Here is a 16,297-nt window from a genome sequence, read left to right on the forward strand (position 1 = left end):
AATAATATAAGAAGATATGGGATGCCGGTGAGTGGTGCAGAAAAGGGCAGGTATTTCCTCATTCCCAGGCTGGATAAAAGAGATCGACTGCGGTCCAGAAGAGGATTTTCAAGAACATTGGCTGAGCATCATGGTGCCCCAGAGGGCCTCTCCCCCATCCCTGGTCGGCCCTGCATCATGCCCCTTCGCCCATGGTCTTCAGCCGTTTTGACCATCAGGCCAGGCAAATGCAGCATCGCGCCCATTGAAGATAAGCCGGCGCCATGGCCGGTCGTCTTCACTGCCCACAACCCCTCTGCTGGAGAAGACTTGTAGGCCCGACCAGTCACAGCCTTATCTTCGACCAGGCGTCTGTTCGGCCCAGTTACGGGGTTTTTTCAGCGTAATGGTGGCTTTCAAGCCGTTTCAGCCACCTGCCTCGCCCCGTCACCGCAGGGCAATCTCTGGATCGCGTCCCCTGAGGCAGGTCCAGATAGGAAAATTTCTATTTATAGTTTTTCATGACAGAAGAGATAAACCAGATCAGGACCCCTCCTCCCCTGATGCACCAGACACTCAGGTGGCATGAGGTAGGAATCGAGCAGAACCTGCATATTCTTCTGGACGACCTTGTCGAGACGCGGGCCTCTCTTCCGTCAGGGAAACGACACACCATCGGGAAGATGGGACACTGGAGCTCTTCTCTTGAGACGATGATCGAGCGGATCGCAGCAGTCAAGGCTGAAGTGCAGCCCCATGTCGAGAGAGATCTTGGCTATGAGATCCAGACCCCTGAGATGTTTACCATGATTTTTTTCCAGCCAAGTACGCGAAATCTCTTCTCAGAGATTGCCGTTCATTTTAAGGATGGGAGTTGTTCTCTTTCACAGGAAAAATTAACTGAAATGGCTTCTCTCCACGACGTTGCCGAAGCGCTTGCATGGATCGGGGATGCCGCGTTGAAAATCGGAGTGCTTCGTGAGATCTGGACCCCGAGAACTGCAGATGCCGGCAAACTCTCAGAGAGAAGGAAGACATACGAGAGCAACGCGAATATGGCCAGACTTGCGGACCGGTGGGGGCTGTATGAATACCGGATCCAGTTTGATCCCCCGATACAGAAGAAGAAAAAAGAGATCGAACATATCAAGGGTACGCTTGTGGAAGGGGTGTTTGGGACTGTGTTTCTCCAGGCAGGACTGGAGGGTGTTGCCGGTGCAGCCAGGTTTTTGAGGCCATGACTTTTTTAGCGCATTTCCCGGAATCGTCAGAACATGAATGTCCTCTCAAAATGAAGTATTTTCTTCCAGGGATCTGGCTTTGTAGATCCCCTCACCTATTGTGTGGGGAGAACGTGTGTCACCCGCCTTCCCATTTCTTTGACCAGGGGCTCTGCCCCTGGACTCCCAGGAACAAGATAGAGACAGGAAAGCGGCGAGAAGCCACAAAGAGAGGGTACGATCTTCCTTCAATCTTCATTGTTGGGGGGTCCGGGGCAGAGCTCCCCTGGGGAGGAAAGATGGAGAACTCCAGGAAGGATGCACTTCAGTTCGAGGAGATATTCACTCTTCGAGAGTTTTGGGATATGTTCTCTCAGTATTGATGAGCGGGTGAGTCTCTCTACAAAGTTGTTCTGCGTATCATCCTGGAAGGACGATGGTCAGATAGGAGTCCATATCCTGGAGAAGCCTCTCCGCCCTCTTGAAGTCACCCGCGCCCAAGGACATATGCCGCTGCTCCCAGGAGAGGGGCGCGGCCCCCAAGGGCACTGACCACGATCTCAGGAATGGGGAGATAGCGGTCGAGGTGCGGGTGCAGATGCCTGAGCAGAAGTTCGCCATGGGCCCGGGCAATCGGCCCGTCCAGGACGATCACCTCTGGCGAATAGGCGACGATGATGTCGGAGAGGGCCCGCGCGTTGATCTCCCCGAGGATGTCCATGAACCCCCCGGCCAGGGGATCCCCTCGCGCCGCCGCGTCCAGGATCCCCTGACTGGACGAACAATCAAAGGAAGGGAGATCAATGTGTTGTCTTGCCAGCCATGCCCTGAAAAATCGGGGCATCCCGGTCCCTGACGCATAGGCTTCCCAGTGACCCTGATGGCCGCACCCGCAGGGGAGGGCATATTCAGCATCCACAAAGAGGTGCCCTACCTCCCCGGCGTTTCCGTCCCTGCCCAGGAGAAGGCGACCCCCGACCACTGCCCCCCCGCCGATCCCGGTCGAGAGAGTCAGATAGATCAGGTCGTCCACGTCTGCTCTCCCTCCACGCCACCGTTCACCCAGAACCCCGGCCCGGCAGTCATTGAGGAGTCTCACCGGCAGACCAAACCGTTTGGTGAGCGGCGAGACAAGAGGCACCTCTTCAAAGACTATGTTCGGTGAAGAGACGATTCGGCCGGTGATCAGGTCGAGGGGTCCGGCCGAGGCTACCCCGATCCCGACGGGATGACCGTCGCTCATGATTGACGCGATCGCATCCCCGACCGCCCTGGTCACCACCTCTCCAGAACGTCCCTCCCTGGGGGTATCCCCGCACACACACTCTCGCACCCTCCCCTCCGGCGTCACAAGGGCCGCACGATAATGGGTCGCGCCGAGGTCCACCGCGATGACAGAACCGTCTTCCATCCACCAGACCTTGCGCCCCAGAACATATCAGGGCTTTTGCCCCTCGATGAGATGGGCGAGCGACCGCCTCACCTGGGGGAGCAGGGCATCGCGGTTCTCCCTGGTCACCACCACCATCTCCACATCGTGCCTGACCTTCACCTCCTCGATGAAACGGTCGCCGCGCAATGCCACCGTCGCTACCACCGGGATCGGACCGTCGAGGAGTTTGGTCACCAATGACCGAAAACGCGTCGAAAGACATTCCATTCTTCCGATCTCGTCGATCACCACCAGTCCGGTCTCAGCCTGGTCGAGAGATGTCGTTTCCAGGTAAGCGTCGAAGGCCTGGAGGTCGACCCCATACTGCCCGACGCGATGATGACTGACTGAATGGACATGGGCAAAGAGTACTCTGCGACCGTCAAATCCTATCAATTCAAATCCTGTTCGTTCGCCCTCTTCCCTGATCTCCTGGGTGTAAAACCCTGTAATTCCAGGGAGTCCTTTGACCGCCCGCCGCACCAGAGTCGTCTTCCCTGAGCCGGGTGCGCCGGTGATCAGCAGATTTTTCATACTTATTTCACCTCCTTTGATCCTGCCGAAATTCCAGGATACACTCGATCATTCCTCCTTTTTTTTCTGGATTGTCATCTCGCAACGCTCGTCTCCCATACATCTGGCACGGACCGCGCGCAGGGTATACGAGGGATTGAGCCTCTCTACAGATGCAAGAGAGAAGGGCAGACACCAGGAGAACCCGGTCTCCTCCCCTGCCCCGACCTCACGCAATGTCTTCAGGTGAGGGCACCCGGTCATCACAAGGGTCGCCGTCTCTTCAGAGGTGTCCATAACCGAGATCCTGAACTCGGGCCCGAAGATCACGGTCGTCCCGACCTGAAGGGCCTCTCCGATCTCCCCGGCGGTCTGTGTCGGGAACCTGAAGGTTTCGGCGATTGTCTTCATCTCTCGCCCAAGGGCGTACCAGACCATCTGTTCCCGTTCCTCAGGGCTCTCCTTCTCGTTCCTGAGTGCACGGGCGTACAGAGCAGGCAGGAGTGAGGCGACCCGCGTTGCCACCTTCCACCGCGCCAGGGGCGGGACCTCCTCGACCAGGGCGCGCCTCACAGATATCATCCCCTCGGTCAGGCCGGCTCAGCGCACCGGCTCGATCCTGATCTCGCACTGGTGGTCACCGACACAGATCCCGCTCTGGTAGGTGACGTCGTAGTCCGGGTTGAGCGAGGCCACTGCCGTTTCAGTATATGCCCGGCAGGCCTGACAGAGGGACGGCGTCTCTTCCCCGACCTCCCGTGCCCTGGAGACCAGCGGGCATGCCGTCGTACAGAGGGTTGCCGCGTCCTGGCTCCTCGCGATCTTCACTTCTCCCTGAAGTTCTGGGCCGAGCAGGAGCACAGAAAGGGTTCCAAATGCTCGTGCGACATCTCCCGCGTTTCTGAGTGGAAAGTTGAAGGCCCGCGCCAGTCCCGCCTGGCTCTTCCCGACTTCTTTCCATATCTCCTCGTCCAGGTCTTCAAAACCGTCCCCAAACCGTCTCCGTACTCCCCGGCTATATGCGATGGGAATCGCCGTCATCGCCCGCGTGGCAAGATTCCATCTGACCTCTACCGGGATCGTATTGATCTCAACCATCACTCGCACCTCCACGTCGCGCTGTTTCGCGACGCAATAGAAACATATCGCACACAATATAAACATTGCCGGAAAAAAAATCGGGTATGTCATGCCGTCCCCAGGGTCGGCGTGGAGGGTCAGTCACCATTCTCCGGTCCATCTGGTCCTGTTCAGCGGTCGGTCGGGGCCATGAGATACATATATATAGAGTGTCATGAATTCCCGAGCCATATATTCACCGGGAGGGACGTGAAGCATGCGTACCATACCACAATGGGCAGGCATCATCGTGATCGCCATGCTCTGTTCAAGTGTCCTTATCGTCTCGGGCGTGGTGCCCTTTCTCAGGCCCGCCGCCGTCTATCCTTCTATCACGCCGGTGGCGGGGGTCGACGAGATCGACCCTGCTGAATTCATTTTTTCATTTGAAAGAGATCACTATCGCCTGCAAATGCCGGTAGATGCCGCGGTCTATAGCGGGGCCAGGGAGGGGCAGAAAAATGCCGTGCTCTATGAAGAGATTGCAGATGAGGTGTGGATGGCAGAATATTATCGGGCCTTTCTCGACGATCCTCACCAGGAAGACCTGTACGCCGGACTTCTCACCGCGTTCCGTGAAGTGGGAGACGAGAATCGCCTCGACTCAGACCGATACCTCGAGATGATCGTCGCATTTGTACAGGCGATCCCGTACCAGGTCCATCCTCCTGACACTCCGCCGAAGTTCCCGGTTGAGACCGTCGCAGAAAGGAAAGGAGACTGCGACGATAAAAGTCTCCTGCTTGCCGCTCTCCTTTCCAGGGATGAGTATGATGTCGCCCTCTTCAATTTTGCAGATGATGGGCACATGGCGGTTGGCATTGCAAGCGACGATGTCACCTATGGTGAGACGGGATATGCCTATATCGAAACGACTGATTCAGGGTTTGTCGGTGCTGTGCCAGGCACTCTTGCGGGGGGGGTGACTCTCTCCGGGGAACCCCAGGTGATCAGGATCGGGAACGGGACCACCAGATATACCGGCGGTGCCGAGACCGCCTACATCATCGCCAGGGAACAGGAGGCCAAAGAGGCTGCAGGGACACTCAACGAGGAGATCGCCCGGCGATCAGAGGCGCTTAAACGATCTGAAGAGGGACTCAGAGAAGAGAAGTCATCGATCACGTCTCTCCTTGATGGGGGAGACCATTCTGGCTACAATCGTGCGATCATCCCGTTCAACAGGGACGTGCGTACTCACAACCAGGACCTCACCGACTACATGAGTGATGTGGAACGCTACGACCTGACCGCAGAGGTCTACAACTATATTGTTGAACACCGCCATGACCGGGCAGGCACCTACCGGTGGCTCCTTGACCACCCGCTCCCCACAGGAACCTCCTGACTCTGCCCCCTGGCTCTCCATGCGGCCTTGGAGATCTGGTTTCTGCGCTGAACTGTCTGATATGCCTCTGCCCGCCTGGCGAGTGCAGAGAAGGTCGAATCTTGCATAACCATTCTGGATACGTGAGGGTATATGTCCCTTGACCGGGGGCGGGGTGAAAGTGAACATGGCACGACAAGGGTATTTATCCCGGCCGCCTGATATACTCTTGAGAGATACCCATGCTCAAAATCGAGAACCTGAAGGTCAATGTCGGGGGTCGCGAGGTCCTCCACGGGATCGATCTTCAGATCAATGACGGGGAGACTCACGTCCTCATGGGACCGAATGGCTCTGGAAAGAGCACCCTTCTGATGACTATCATGGGGTCAGGGAACTATGAGATCACCGGAGGACGGATCCTCTATAATGACAAGGACATCACCCATATGCCCATTCATGAACGGGCAAAACTGGGTATTGGCATGCTGTTCCAGCGTCCTCCCACGATATCAGGTTTGAAACTCGGCAAGCTCCTCACGGCGATATCAGGGGGGAAGACCGGCGACATCCCGGCCTACGCCAGGGGAGTGAACATGGAGGGTTTTCTTGAGCGCGATATCAACAAAGGATTCTCCGGTGGGGAGATCAAGCGGAGTGAAGTCTTGCAGTTGATGGTGCAGCGGCCAGACTTCGTGATGATCGACGAACCAGAGAGCGGGGTTGACCTGGAGAACATCTCTCTGATGGGCAACTCCATCGCTCAACTCCTCCAGAAAGATCTGCATATCGTAAACCGCCAGAAGAGCGGGCTGATCATCACCCACACCGGCCATATCCTCAACTATATCGAGGCCGACTTCGGGCATGTGATGATCGACGGGCAGATCCGGTGCCATGGCAACCCGCGCGAAATCCTCAATGTCATCAAAGAAAAAGGCTACAAGGAGTGCCTCGCATGCCAGCAGATATGAACGAATTTTTTAGACTTCCTGAATCAGAGCGAGAACGCCTCACCGAGACCGGTCTTGAAGTCGGGCTTGAGAATAGGTGCGGGAGTTACTTCCAGGTCGACCAGGACACTGTCCAGACCACCTGTTCAGGGGAAGGAGTCGAGGTTATCCCCCTCCAGGAGGCCCTTGAGCGGTATGACTGGATGAAAGACCGCTACTGGAATGCCGTCAAGAAGGACAAAGACAAATTCACCAAATTTGTCGCGAAGCAGGAGAAACCCAGGGGGGTCGTCGTCATCGCTCACAAGGGGACACGGACCGTCTTCCCTGTCCAGGCCTGCCTGTACCTCTCTGGCGAACCAGTCCAGACCGTGCACAACATCATGATCGCCGAGGAGGGCGCCGAACTTCACGTCATCTCTGGGTGTGCAAGCGCCGCCGGGGCAAGGAGCGGATCGCATATCGGCATCACCGAGTTCTATGTTGGGAAGAATGCCCAGATCACCTCGACGATGATCCACAACTGGAACCCCCATATCTCGGTCTACCCGAGGAGCGCCGCCATCGTTGAGGAAAACGGGGTCTTCCTCTCCAACTATGTCTGCATGCACCCGGTGTCACGGGTCCAGATGTACCCTGAGGCACGGCTGGCAGAGAATGCCACCGCAAGGTTCTCTTCCATTGTCGTCGCTCATCCGGGTTCGCACCTTGACCTTGGTTCCCGTGCGGTCCTCCAGGGCAAAGGGAGCAGTGCAGAACTCCTCACCAGGGCGATCACCAAGGGAGGGACGGTCATCTCCCGCGGCCATGTGCAGGGCGCAACCGAAGGGACAAAGGGCCATATCGAGTGTCGGGGACTGATCCTGGAAGACGGTACCGTTCACGCCATCCCTGAGATCGAAGGGCAGGTCACCGGCACCGAACTTACACACGAGGCGGCGGTCGGCAAGATCGCCAAGGACGAGATCGAATACCTGATGGCCCGCGGCCTCTCTGAAGAAGAGGCGACGGCGACGATCATCCGCGGTTTCCTGGACGTCAAGATCGACGGCCTGCCGCCGGTGCTCCAGCAGCAGATCGACGCCGCCATCGACGCTGCAGAATCGGGGTTCTAAGGAGATGAGCGAGGAGTTCGCGCGTGAGCGCCACCAGATGGTGGAACGCCAGATCCGGGCACGGGGCGTATCTGACCCCCGCCTCCTCACAGCCATGCGCGACCTCCCGCGTCATCTCTTCGTCCCTGAAAGTTTGAGGCCGGCGGCCTACGGCGACCACCCCCTCCCGATCGGGAGCGGGCAGACGATCTCCCAGCCTTACATCGTCGCCGTCATGACCGAACTCCTCGATCTCGAACCAGGAGACCGGGTGCTTGAGATCGGGACTGGAAGCGGATATCAGGCGGCGATCCTTGGGAGGATGGCACATGAAGTCTGGAGTATCGAACGTCTCCCTGAGATCGCCGACCTGGCGCGGCAGAACCTGGCCAGGGTCGGCGTCGAGAACGTCCACGTGGTCGCGGCCAACGGGACGCTGGGCCTCCATGAACACGCTCCCTTCGACGCCATCATCATCACGGCGGGCACCCCTTCAGTCCCCCGACCCCTCTTCGACCAGCTTGCCGACGGTGGACGGCTCGTCGCCCCGGTCGGCGGGCGTGAACTCCAGTTCCTGGTGGTCTACACGAGACGAGGGGACGAGATCATCCACCGCTCGTGGGGGGCGGTTTGTTTTGTCCCGCTCATCGGCAGGCACGGATGGGAGGAGCACCGCCGTGTGGTATGACGTCACTCGTCCTCTCAACGAAGATGTTGTGACCTTTCCTGGCGACCCGGTGCCGACCTTCGGACGGGAAGATTGCGGCGAATATGTGCTCTCCCACCTCGCGCTCTCGACCCATACCGGCACCCACATCGACGCCCCGTCTCACTATCTAAAAAATGATCGCTCTGTCGATCGGATCGATCCCGCCAGGCTCCTTGGGCGCTGCCGCGTCCTCGACCTCGGCAGGGTGACCGGGATCACGCAGGCCGACCTGGAGGGGCGGGTCGATGAGGTTGAGCGGGTCCTCTTCAAGACCTGGTTCTCAGAGAAAAAAGATTTTGATCCCAATTTTCCCTATCTCACCCATGACGCCGCATCGTACCTCCTCGAAGGTGGAACCTCCTCTGTCGGGATCGATTCGCCCTCTATCGAGGCCTACGAGGGAGACGGTTCGGTCCATTGTCTCCTTCTGGGGAACGAGGTCGCGGTCATCGAACTCCTCGACCTTTCTGCCGTGCCTGAAGGTGACTATTATATGGCGGCGCTCCCTCTCAGGCTCGAAGGGCTTGACGGTTCGCCGGCGCGGGTGATCCTCTCAGACCAACCAATCATATGAGGTGACCTATGAATCTGATCGCATCTGCTGTAGCTGAACTCAAGGAACAGATCAAAGACTCAGGCTGCGAGGACGGAGTTGTCGTCCTCACACAAAATTCCCCCAGGCCTCTCTGCCAGTACCCGCAAGGTGTTTGTGTGGATGCCAGATTTGGTGACAGGACCGGACACGTCGTCACCACCGACCCTCTCAAGGTCTCGACCAGGATTTCCTTCATGTATGGAGCGCCCCTCTCCCGCCCGGTCGAGCGGACCGCGGCCTGTGCGATCATCAACGCCGTTACAGGATTTTTCTGCACCAATAGGAAGATGAACGCCTGTAACCCGGCACATCATGCTCCCTGTCTCCAGGACCTCGTCGCCGCCCTTGGAGCCCAGACGGTCTACGTCGTCGGCGAGGCGGCGGGGATCCCCGAGGCCCTGGAAGCGCACCTCGTCGCTACTCCGGAGGAGGCCGACGTCCTCCTGGTCACCGGTCCTGGGCTGATCTCAGATGACGGCCTGGCAGCGGTTGAAGGTGCGAGGGGGGAGAAACGGGTGATCTTCCTTGGGCCGTCAACTGCAGGTGTTGCGAATCTCCTCGGGATCGAGCACTGGTGCCCATACGGGAATTGAATCTCAGGGCCTGTAGAAATCGTCTTGATGACGCTCTGTGGGGTGGGCTCGCCCCCGCGTCGAAGAGAACTATCAAGAGGATTTACCATGAAAATGGCCCTGAAGATTTCTTCTATAGGCTCTGTAGAATACCCTCTCCTGAACCCCTGCCGATGAAGAGTGGCGGGGATTGCAGTCTCTCTATTGGCTTGAATGAGGATTTGATCATACCTGACCTTCTCATGGCTGATATACAGAGGACAGAAACATCTTCTGAATGATCAGTCTCCCTCCTTCCCAACTCTATCTTCATTCCCGGGCTTCCGGGGGCCGCGCCCCCGGCGCGGTGGTGTGGGAAGGCATGATGATCGGGCGTGCTGCCCTCATCGTAGAATCCGCCCTGGAATCTCGTGTCTGGGGGGTGCCCCTCCCAGACCCCTCATGGGAGAGAGGATATGTGGGGGCGGCAACAAAGTGGTGGTCCCCTGTGGTGTCCTGATCTGAAGAGGAAACAAGGATCCACTCATTAGAGACCAACCAGAGATTCATGCTCGATTCTACAGAGCCATGAGAAGATCTTTGATCATCAAGAGAGCCCTCTGGCCTGGTTGACTGGGGAAGCAAGGATACCCATGAACCCTGTCTCATGAGATCTCAAGGGGGTGTGTTCCCTCCTCATGCCTGATCCCGCCGCCCCTATCTCTCCATGAAACCGTGAAGAACCCTGTTTTCTCCAGGCACCTCACCAGATCCCAAACCTCATATCCTGTGACAGACCAATACCACGCATGCTTTTCGGCTCTTCAGGGATCAGGAGAAGATATTCGGGAGCATTTGTCGGACTGGCCGTCAAGGTCGGGGTCGCCGTCGGCCAGCGCGGCCAGAGTGCCGTCATTGGTAGAGATACCAGGACGACCGGACCACTCATCGCTGACGCCGTCACGTCTGGCATGCTCTCGACCGGCGTCGAGGTCTATGACTGCGGGATCGCCCCCACCCCGACGGTCGCCTGCGCCGCCCGCGACCACGCCCTTGGCGTGATGGTCACCGCCTCGCACAACCCGGAGGAATACAATGGGATTAAACTTCTCAATCCTGACGGCTCTTCATTTACCTCGGACCAACAGCAGGAGACCGAGGCCGCGGTCCAGGGCGGGCGTCCTGCCAGGTGGGAGGAACAGGGACGGCTCCACCGCCTCGACGCCGTCTCTCTCCACAAGAAGGCGATACTCGAGAGTGTCACCCTCCCGGAGGGGTTACACGCCGTCGTCGACTGCGGCAACGGGGCCGGGAGCGTCATTACCCCCTCGCTCCTCGCCGATGGAGGAGTCCATGTCCTGGCCCTCAACGCCGATCCTGAAGGCCGGTTTGTCAGGCCCTCCGAACCCCTGGAGGAGCACCTCCCGTACATGTCTGCCATGGTGAAGAAACACAATGCCTCCTGCGGGATCATCCATGACGGCGATGCGGATCGGATGATGGCCTTCGACGGTGCAGGCCGCTATATCGGCGGCGACCACATGATGATGCTCTTTGCCGAGTATCTCGGTGCAAAAAAGGTTGTCACCACCGCAGACGCCTCGATGGCCATCGAAGAAGTTGCCGAGGTGCGACGGACCCCGGTCGGGGACACCTATGTCTCTGAAGAACTCCTGCAATGGGGAGACTTCGGGGGCGAAGCCTCAGGGGCCTGGATCTTCCCGAAAAATTCCTTCTGTCCGGACGGGATCTATGCAGCCACGCTCCTCTGCGAGATCGCCGGTGAATGGGACCTGGCAGAGTGCATCGACGCCATGCCCGCCTACCCGATCCTGCGCGAGTCCATCCCCCTCGACGACGCCCACGAAGTGATGGCCACGATGGGCGCCGCGGTCCCGACCGACGGGGTCAGGATCGAGGAAGAGGACGGATGGTGCCTGGTCAGGGCGAGCGGGACCGAACCGAAGGTGCGGTTTACCGCCGAAGGGAAAGACCTGGCGACGGCAAAACAGGTGATGGAGACCGCGAAAGAACGGTTGCAGGCCGCACGCAAGGGGAGGACGGCCTGATGGAGTGTGTCATTCTCGCCGCCGGTGAAGGTACCAGGATGCGTCCGCTCACTGCCGACCGGCCCAAAGTGATGCTCCCCATCGCCAACCGCCCGATGCTTGAACACCTCGTCTGTGCGGTCAGGGACGCCGGGATCACCTCGGTGGTCTTGGTCGTCGGCTATGGCGAGCGGGAAGTGCGCGATTGGTTCGGCGACGGAAGCCGTTTTGGGCTCTCGATACGCTATGTCACTCAGCGCCACCAGCTTGGCACCGGCGACGCCCTCATGGCGACGGAGGGCCTGACCACTGGGCGGTTCCTGATGCTCAATGGTGACATGATCGTTGAGAGCAGCGACCTTGCCGCCCTCTGTCAGAGGGAGGCCCCGTGCATGGGGGTGCACGAGTCTGACCATCCGCAGGACTACGGGGTCGTCACCATGGACGGCGCCCAGATCACCGGGCTTGAAGAGAAGTCCAGACACCCCAGGAGCACCTGGATCAATGCTGGCGTCTACCTCTTCGACCAGGAGATCTATGCCAGGGCCGAAGACCTCTCCCTCTCCGGGCGCGGCGAGTACGAACTCACCGACGCCCTTGAGGGATATATCGCCGAGGGACGGCTCACAGCCTATCCTCTTAAGACCTGGATGGATGTCGGGTCGCCCTGGGACCTCCTCGACGCCAACGCCACCCTGCTTGCCGGCATGGAGGCGTCGAGAGATGGCGCCGTCGAGGAGGGCGTCGTCGTCCACGGCAAACTCATTCTTGGCAAAAATTCGGTCGTCAAGGCCGGGACCTACATCGAGGGCGACTGCGTCATCGGTGACGGATGCACCGTGGGACCCCACGCCTATCTCAGGGGTTCGACCACCATAGGCGACTCCTGCCACATCGGCCACTCGGTCGAGGTGAAAAATTCGATCATCTTTGCCGAGACCAAGATCCCGCACTTCAACTATCTCGGGGACTCGGTCGTCGGTAGCCACTGCAACTTCGGTGCCGGAACAAAGGTGGCAAACCTCAGGCACGACCACGGGATCATCAGGGTCAACGGCCGTTCGACAGGGAGAAAGAAGTTCGGGGCCATCATCGGCGACCACGTCCTCTTCGGGATCAACTGCTCGGTGAATGTCGGCAGCGTCATCGGGAGTTACTCTCTCATCGGGCCGCACAGCCTCGTCGAAGGGGTCCTCCGAGACAGGACCGTGATCAGGTGAGGTGGAAAAAGATGCAGGCAGTGATTCTTGCAGCAGGAGAGGGCAGACGTCTCCGCCCTCTCACCCACACGGTGCCGAAGGCAATGGTGCCGGTGGCCAACCGCCCGATCATCGAGTACATCGTGCGGGCACTCGAGAAAAACGGGATCAGGGACATCATCGTCGTGGTCGGCTACCAGAAAGAGCGGGTGATCAGGCACCTCAACACCCTCGACCTCCCGGTGCGGGTCGTTGTCCAGGACCGGCAACTCGGCACCGCCCATGCCCTGCAATGCGCCGCTCCTCTCATCAAGGAAGATTTCCTCCTCCTTTCGGGAGACAACTACGTCGACACCGCGTCTATCGCACGGATCATGCAGGAGAGAAACGCCGTCCTGACCTGGGAACACCCCTATCCCTCCAACTTTGGGGTGCTCATGATCAAGGACGGACTTGTCAGGCAGGTCCTTGAGAAACCTGACGAAGCCCCAGGGTTCACGGTCTCGACCGGGATCTTCTCCCTCGACCCCGGGTTTTTTGCGTATCTTGAGAGCACCGAGATCCCGGACGCTGTCAACGCCATGATCGCCGCCGGCACGCCGCTCAAGGCGGTCAGGGCCACCGATTGGCAGGACGCCATCTACCCCTGGGACCTCCTGCGCCTGAATGCCGCCCTCCTCCGGGGGGTCACCCAGGAACGGGCAGGAAAGATCGGGGCGAACGTGGTGATCAGGGGCCCGGTCTCAATCGGCAGAGGGACCACCATCGGCCCGAACACCACCATCCTTGGCCCGGTGGTGATCGGGGAGGACTGTGCGATCGGTCCCAACTGCGTGATCCTCCCAGATACCAGCATCGGTGCCAGGACCGAGGTCGAACCCTTCACCATGATCGGGCGGTCTCTCGTCCTTGATGATGTCAGGATCGGGTCACACGCCCGGATCACCGATGCCGTCATCGGGACCGGGTCATGTCTTGGAGACCACATGACCGCCGTCCCGCACAAGACCATCTTTTCCATCGAGGGCGAGTTGATCAGGGCAAAGTTCGGGGCCATCGTCGGGGACAATGTCAGGACCGCCCCTTTCTGTGTGCTCAAGAATTGTATCATCGGGAATGGGGTGGAAGTGGAAGACGGGAAAACGATCTATGGGGAGGTTCCGGATGGAGCAAGAATTATATAAATATTCAGAGGATACTCACCAGAACAACAGAGAGTGATGCGGTTTGTGCGGGATCGTGGGGTATATAGGATGGAGAGAAGCCGCCCCCATCGTTATTGAGGGTCTGAAAAGACTTGAATATCGGGGGTACGACTCTTTCGGGGTGGCTACCGAGAACGGCCATATCAGCGTGGTAAAGCGGAGCGGGAGGATCTCAGAGAACGGTGCAGACCTCACCATTCTCACCGGGCAGATCGGGATCGGGCATACACGCTGGGCGACCCACGGCGTCCCGAACGACACCAATGCCCATCCCCACACCGACTGTACCGGCCGGATCGCCGTGGTCCATAACGGGATCATCGAGAACTATGCACTTATCAAGAGAAAACTCGTCGAGCGTGGACACCGGTTCAAGAGCGAGACCGACACCGAGGTGATCGCCCACCTCATCGAGGAATATTATGAAGGTGACCTCCTGACCGCGGTCAGCGAGACGGTCCGCCACCTTGAGGGGTCGTATGCCATCCTGTCCATTGCGGAGGACGATCCCAGGATCATCGCCGCACGCAAGAACAGTCCACTTGTCCTTGGGGTAGGGGATGGCGAGGTGCTCTGCGCCTCAGACATCACCCCGCTTCTTGAACATACCGAACGTGCAGTCTATCTTGAAGACGGGGACATCGCCGCCCTCACTCCCTCCCGCATCGATGTCTACCATGACAGCGTCCATGTCGAACGTTCAATCGATCACATCACCTGGAGTCTTGACGACGCCCGCAAGGGCGGATTTGAACATTATATGCTCAAGGAGATTTATGAACAGCCCCAGGTCTTCTTTGAGACCGTCAAGTCGATCGAGAAGGACAGTCGCCTGGCCATGCTCAGGATCCCGAGCGACGTCACCGTGGTCGCCTGCGGGACATCCTATCATGCGGCCCTGATCTTCCGGTACCTTGCAGAAGAGTACAGCCGCAAACGGGTGAGTGTGGAATTCGCCTCAGAGTTCAAGTATTATACGCCGCCGATCCGGGACATGGTCATTGCAGTGAGCCAGTCAGGAGAGACTGCCGACACCCTTGCTGCGATCGAGCGTGCAAAGGCCAGGAATTGCCCGACCTTGGCGATCACCAATGTCCTGGGTAGTTCGATCACCAGGAGTGCCGACTGGACGCTCTTCATGTGTGCGGGCCCGGAAATCTCGGTCGCCGCCACCAAATCCTTTACCGCACAACTGGCGGTCTTCATGGGCATCCTCAACGAGATGTGCGACGGGAAGTTCACCGAGATCCTTGCCCGCGCCCACTGTTCTCTTGAACGGGTGCTCTCTTATGAACTCGAAGATGCCGTTGCGATCGTGAAAAATGCCTCTGAGATGTTCTATGTCGGCCGCGGCGTCTTCTACCCGGTGGCGCTCGAAGGAGCGCTGAAGATGAAGGAGATCTCGTATATTCATGCCGAAGGCTATGCGGCAGGCGAACTGAAACATGGGCCATTCGCCCTCCTCTCTGAGGAGACGCCGGTGGTCGCGATCTGCACCCCCTCGCCGACCTATGGGGTGATGCTCTCCAACATCAAGGAGATGAAGGCACGTGGGGCGCCGGTCATCGGTATTGGGGTCGAAGGGGACACCGAAGCCCAGAGTATCGTTGACGTCTTCGTCCCGGTCCCTGATGACCACCAGGTCGTCCAGGCACTCACCGTCTCGGTAGTCCTGCAGCTCCTCGCGTACCATACCGCCAGAGCCTTAAACAGAGATATCGATAAACCTAGAAATCTAGCTAAGAGTGTGACCGTCGAATGATTGAATACGGCAAAAATAGTGTAGGAGAGGGTGCACGCATCTTTGATCCCGTCACCCTCGGGTTCCCCTCACGAGAGCGGATGGGTGAGGAGGACTATCCCGGGACCGTCATCGGAAAAGACGCGGTCCTCAGGTCAGGGACGGTCATCTATTGTGACGTCGAGATCGGCGACGGGTTCTCGACCGGGCACAATGTGATGATCAGGGAGCGGACCAAGATCGGTGACCAGGTGGCCGTCGGGACGTCGACGGTGGTCGAGGGAGAATGTGTCATCGGGAGCCACGTCTCTCTCCAGAGCATGGTCTATATCCCGACCAACACCATCCTCGGCGACCATGTCTTTATCGGGCCAAATGCCGTTCTCACCAATGACCGCTACCCGCCGAGGGGGCAGCCCCCTCTCCAGGGCCCGGTGATCAGGGACCATGTCTCGATAGGGGCCGGCGCGGTGCTCCTCCCCGGGATCACAGTCGGCGAGGGTGCGCTCGTCGCCGCAGGGGCGGTCGTCACCCATGATGTCCCGGAATACATGATGGCCATTGGGTCGCCGGCACGCTTTGTCGACCTTCCTGAGGGGATGCGTGACTGAG

Annotated in this window: 17 protein-coding genes; 13 read left to right on the forward strand and 4 right to left on the reverse strand. The window is 58.8% G+C overall.

Features of this window, described 5'->3' with window-relative positions; genetic code table 11:
* Positions 1-692: 692 nt before the first annotated feature.
* A complete protein-coding gene (locus tag J2129_RS10795) occupies positions 693-1,220 on the forward strand; it encodes a ribonuclease III domain-containing protein (protein ID WP_209630871.1) in 528 nt (175 codons plus the stop codon).
* Between the two features lie 50 nt (positions 1,221-1,270).
* Complete coding sequence (locus J2129_RS10800; protein WP_209630872.1) at positions 1,271-1,582, forward strand: hypothetical protein; 312 nt, start codon at positions 1,271-1,273, stop codon at positions 1,580-1,582.
* A 104-nt stretch (positions 1,583-1,686) separates the two neighbouring features.
* Here J2129_RS10800 and J2129_RS10805 read toward each other — a convergent pair whose 3' ends face one another.
* From J2129_RS10805 to J2129_RS10820, 4 genes are read right to left on the reverse strand one after another with little or no spacing between them, the layout of a single operon-like run.
* Positions 1,687-2,610: an ROK family protein gene (locus J2129_RS10805; protein WP_209630873.1), complete on the reverse strand. Its 924-nt coding sequence runs from the start codon at positions 2,608-2,610 to the stop codon at positions 1,687-1,689.
* A gap of 27 nt (positions 2,611-2,637) precedes the next feature.
* Positions 2,638-3,165: a nucleoside-triphosphatase gene (locus tag J2129_RS10810; RefSeq protein WP_209630874.1), complete on the reverse strand. Its 528-nt coding sequence runs from the start codon at positions 3,163-3,165 to the stop codon at positions 2,638-2,640.
* Positions 3,166-3,213: 48 nt separating this feature from the next.
* On the reverse strand, positions 3,214-3,717 hold the full coding sequence (locus tag J2129_RS10815; protein WP_209630875.1) for a hypothetical protein: 504 nt from the start codon (positions 3,715-3,717) through the stop codon (positions 3,214-3,216).
* A gap of 27 nt (positions 3,718-3,744) precedes the next feature.
* A complete protein-coding gene (locus tag J2129_RS10820) occupies positions 3,745-4,242 on the reverse strand; it encodes a hypothetical protein (protein WP_209630876.1) in 498 nt (165 codons plus the stop codon).
* 238 nt (positions 4,243-4,480) lie between these two features.
* Between J2129_RS10820 and J2129_RS10825 the strand changes: the two genes are divergently transcribed.
* The 11 genes from J2129_RS10825 (at position 4,481) to J2129_RS10875 (ending at position 16,296) form a co-directional block, all read left to right on the forward strand.
* Entirely contained in the window at positions 4,481-5,611 is a 1,131-nt protein-coding gene (locus tag J2129_RS10825) for a hypothetical protein (protein ID WP_209630877.1), read from the forward strand.
* Positions 5,612-5,832: 221 nt separating this feature from the next.
* Positions 5,833-6,564, forward strand: a complete 732-nt coding sequence (locus J2129_RS10830; protein ID WP_209630878.1) for an ABC transporter ATP-binding protein — start codon at positions 5,833-5,835, stop codon at positions 6,562-6,564.
* Positions 6,549-7,658: a SufD family Fe-S cluster assembly protein gene (locus tag J2129_RS10835; protein WP_209630879.1), complete on the forward strand. Its 1,110-nt coding sequence runs from the start codon at positions 6,549-6,551 to the stop codon at positions 7,656-7,658. Before J2129_RS10830 ends, J2129_RS10835 begins: the two co-directional genes overlap by 16 nt.
* Before the next feature lie 4 nt (positions 7,659-7,662).
* On the forward strand, positions 7,663-8,325 hold the full coding sequence (locus tag J2129_RS10840; RefSeq protein WP_209630880.1) for a protein-L-isoaspartate(D-aspartate) O-methyltransferase: 663 nt from the start codon (positions 7,663-7,665) through the stop codon (positions 8,323-8,325).
* Positions 8,315-8,920, forward strand: coding sequence for a cyclase family protein (locus J2129_RS10845; RefSeq protein ID WP_209630881.1), 606 nt, complete (start codon positions 8,315-8,317; stop codon positions 8,918-8,920). Before J2129_RS10840 ends, J2129_RS10845 begins: the two co-directional genes overlap by 11 nt.
* A gap of 8 nt (positions 8,921-8,928) precedes the next feature.
* Positions 8,929-9,534, forward strand: coding sequence for a hypothetical protein (locus J2129_RS10850; protein WP_209630882.1), 606 nt, complete (start codon positions 8,929-8,931; stop codon positions 9,532-9,534).
* Positions 9,535-10,301: 767 nt separating this feature from the next.
* Complete coding sequence (gene glmM / locus J2129_RS10855; protein WP_209630883.1) at positions 10,302-11,561, forward strand: phosphoglucosamine mutase; 1,260 nt, start codon at positions 10,302-10,304, stop codon at positions 11,559-11,561.
* Positions 11,561-12,760, forward strand: a complete 1,200-nt coding sequence (gene glmU / locus J2129_RS10860; RefSeq protein WP_209630884.1) for a bifunctional sugar-1-phosphate nucleotidylyltransferase/acetyltransferase — start codon at positions 11,561-11,563, stop codon at positions 12,758-12,760. The genes glmM and glmU (J2129_RS10860) overlap by 1 nt, the downstream gene beginning before the upstream one ends.
* Positions 12,761-12,771: 11 nt before the next feature.
* Entirely contained in the window at positions 12,772-13,923 is a 1,152-nt protein-coding gene (gene glmU, locus J2129_RS10865) for a bifunctional sugar-1-phosphate nucleotidylyltransferase/acetyltransferase (protein WP_209630885.1), read from the forward strand.
* A 43-nt stretch (positions 13,924-13,966) separates the two neighbouring features.
* On the forward strand, positions 13,967-15,706 hold the full coding sequence (glmS, locus tag J2129_RS10870; protein WP_209630886.1) for a glutamine--fructose-6-phosphate transaminase (isomerizing): 1,740 nt from the start codon (positions 13,967-13,969) through the stop codon (positions 15,704-15,706).
* Positions 15,703-16,296 carry an acyltransferase gene (locus J2129_RS10875; RefSeq protein ID WP_209630887.1) on the forward strand — a complete coding sequence of 198 codons (594 nt, stop codon included), beginning with the start codon at positions 15,703-15,705 and terminating at the stop codon, positions 16,294-16,296. The genes glmS and J2129_RS10875 overlap by 4 nt, the downstream gene beginning before the upstream one ends.
* Position 16,297: the final 1 nt, after the last annotated feature.

This window comes from Methanofollis sp. W23, from assembly GCF_017875325.1.
GTDB lineage: Archaea > Halobacteriota > Methanomicrobia > Methanomicrobiales > Methanofollaceae > Methanofollis.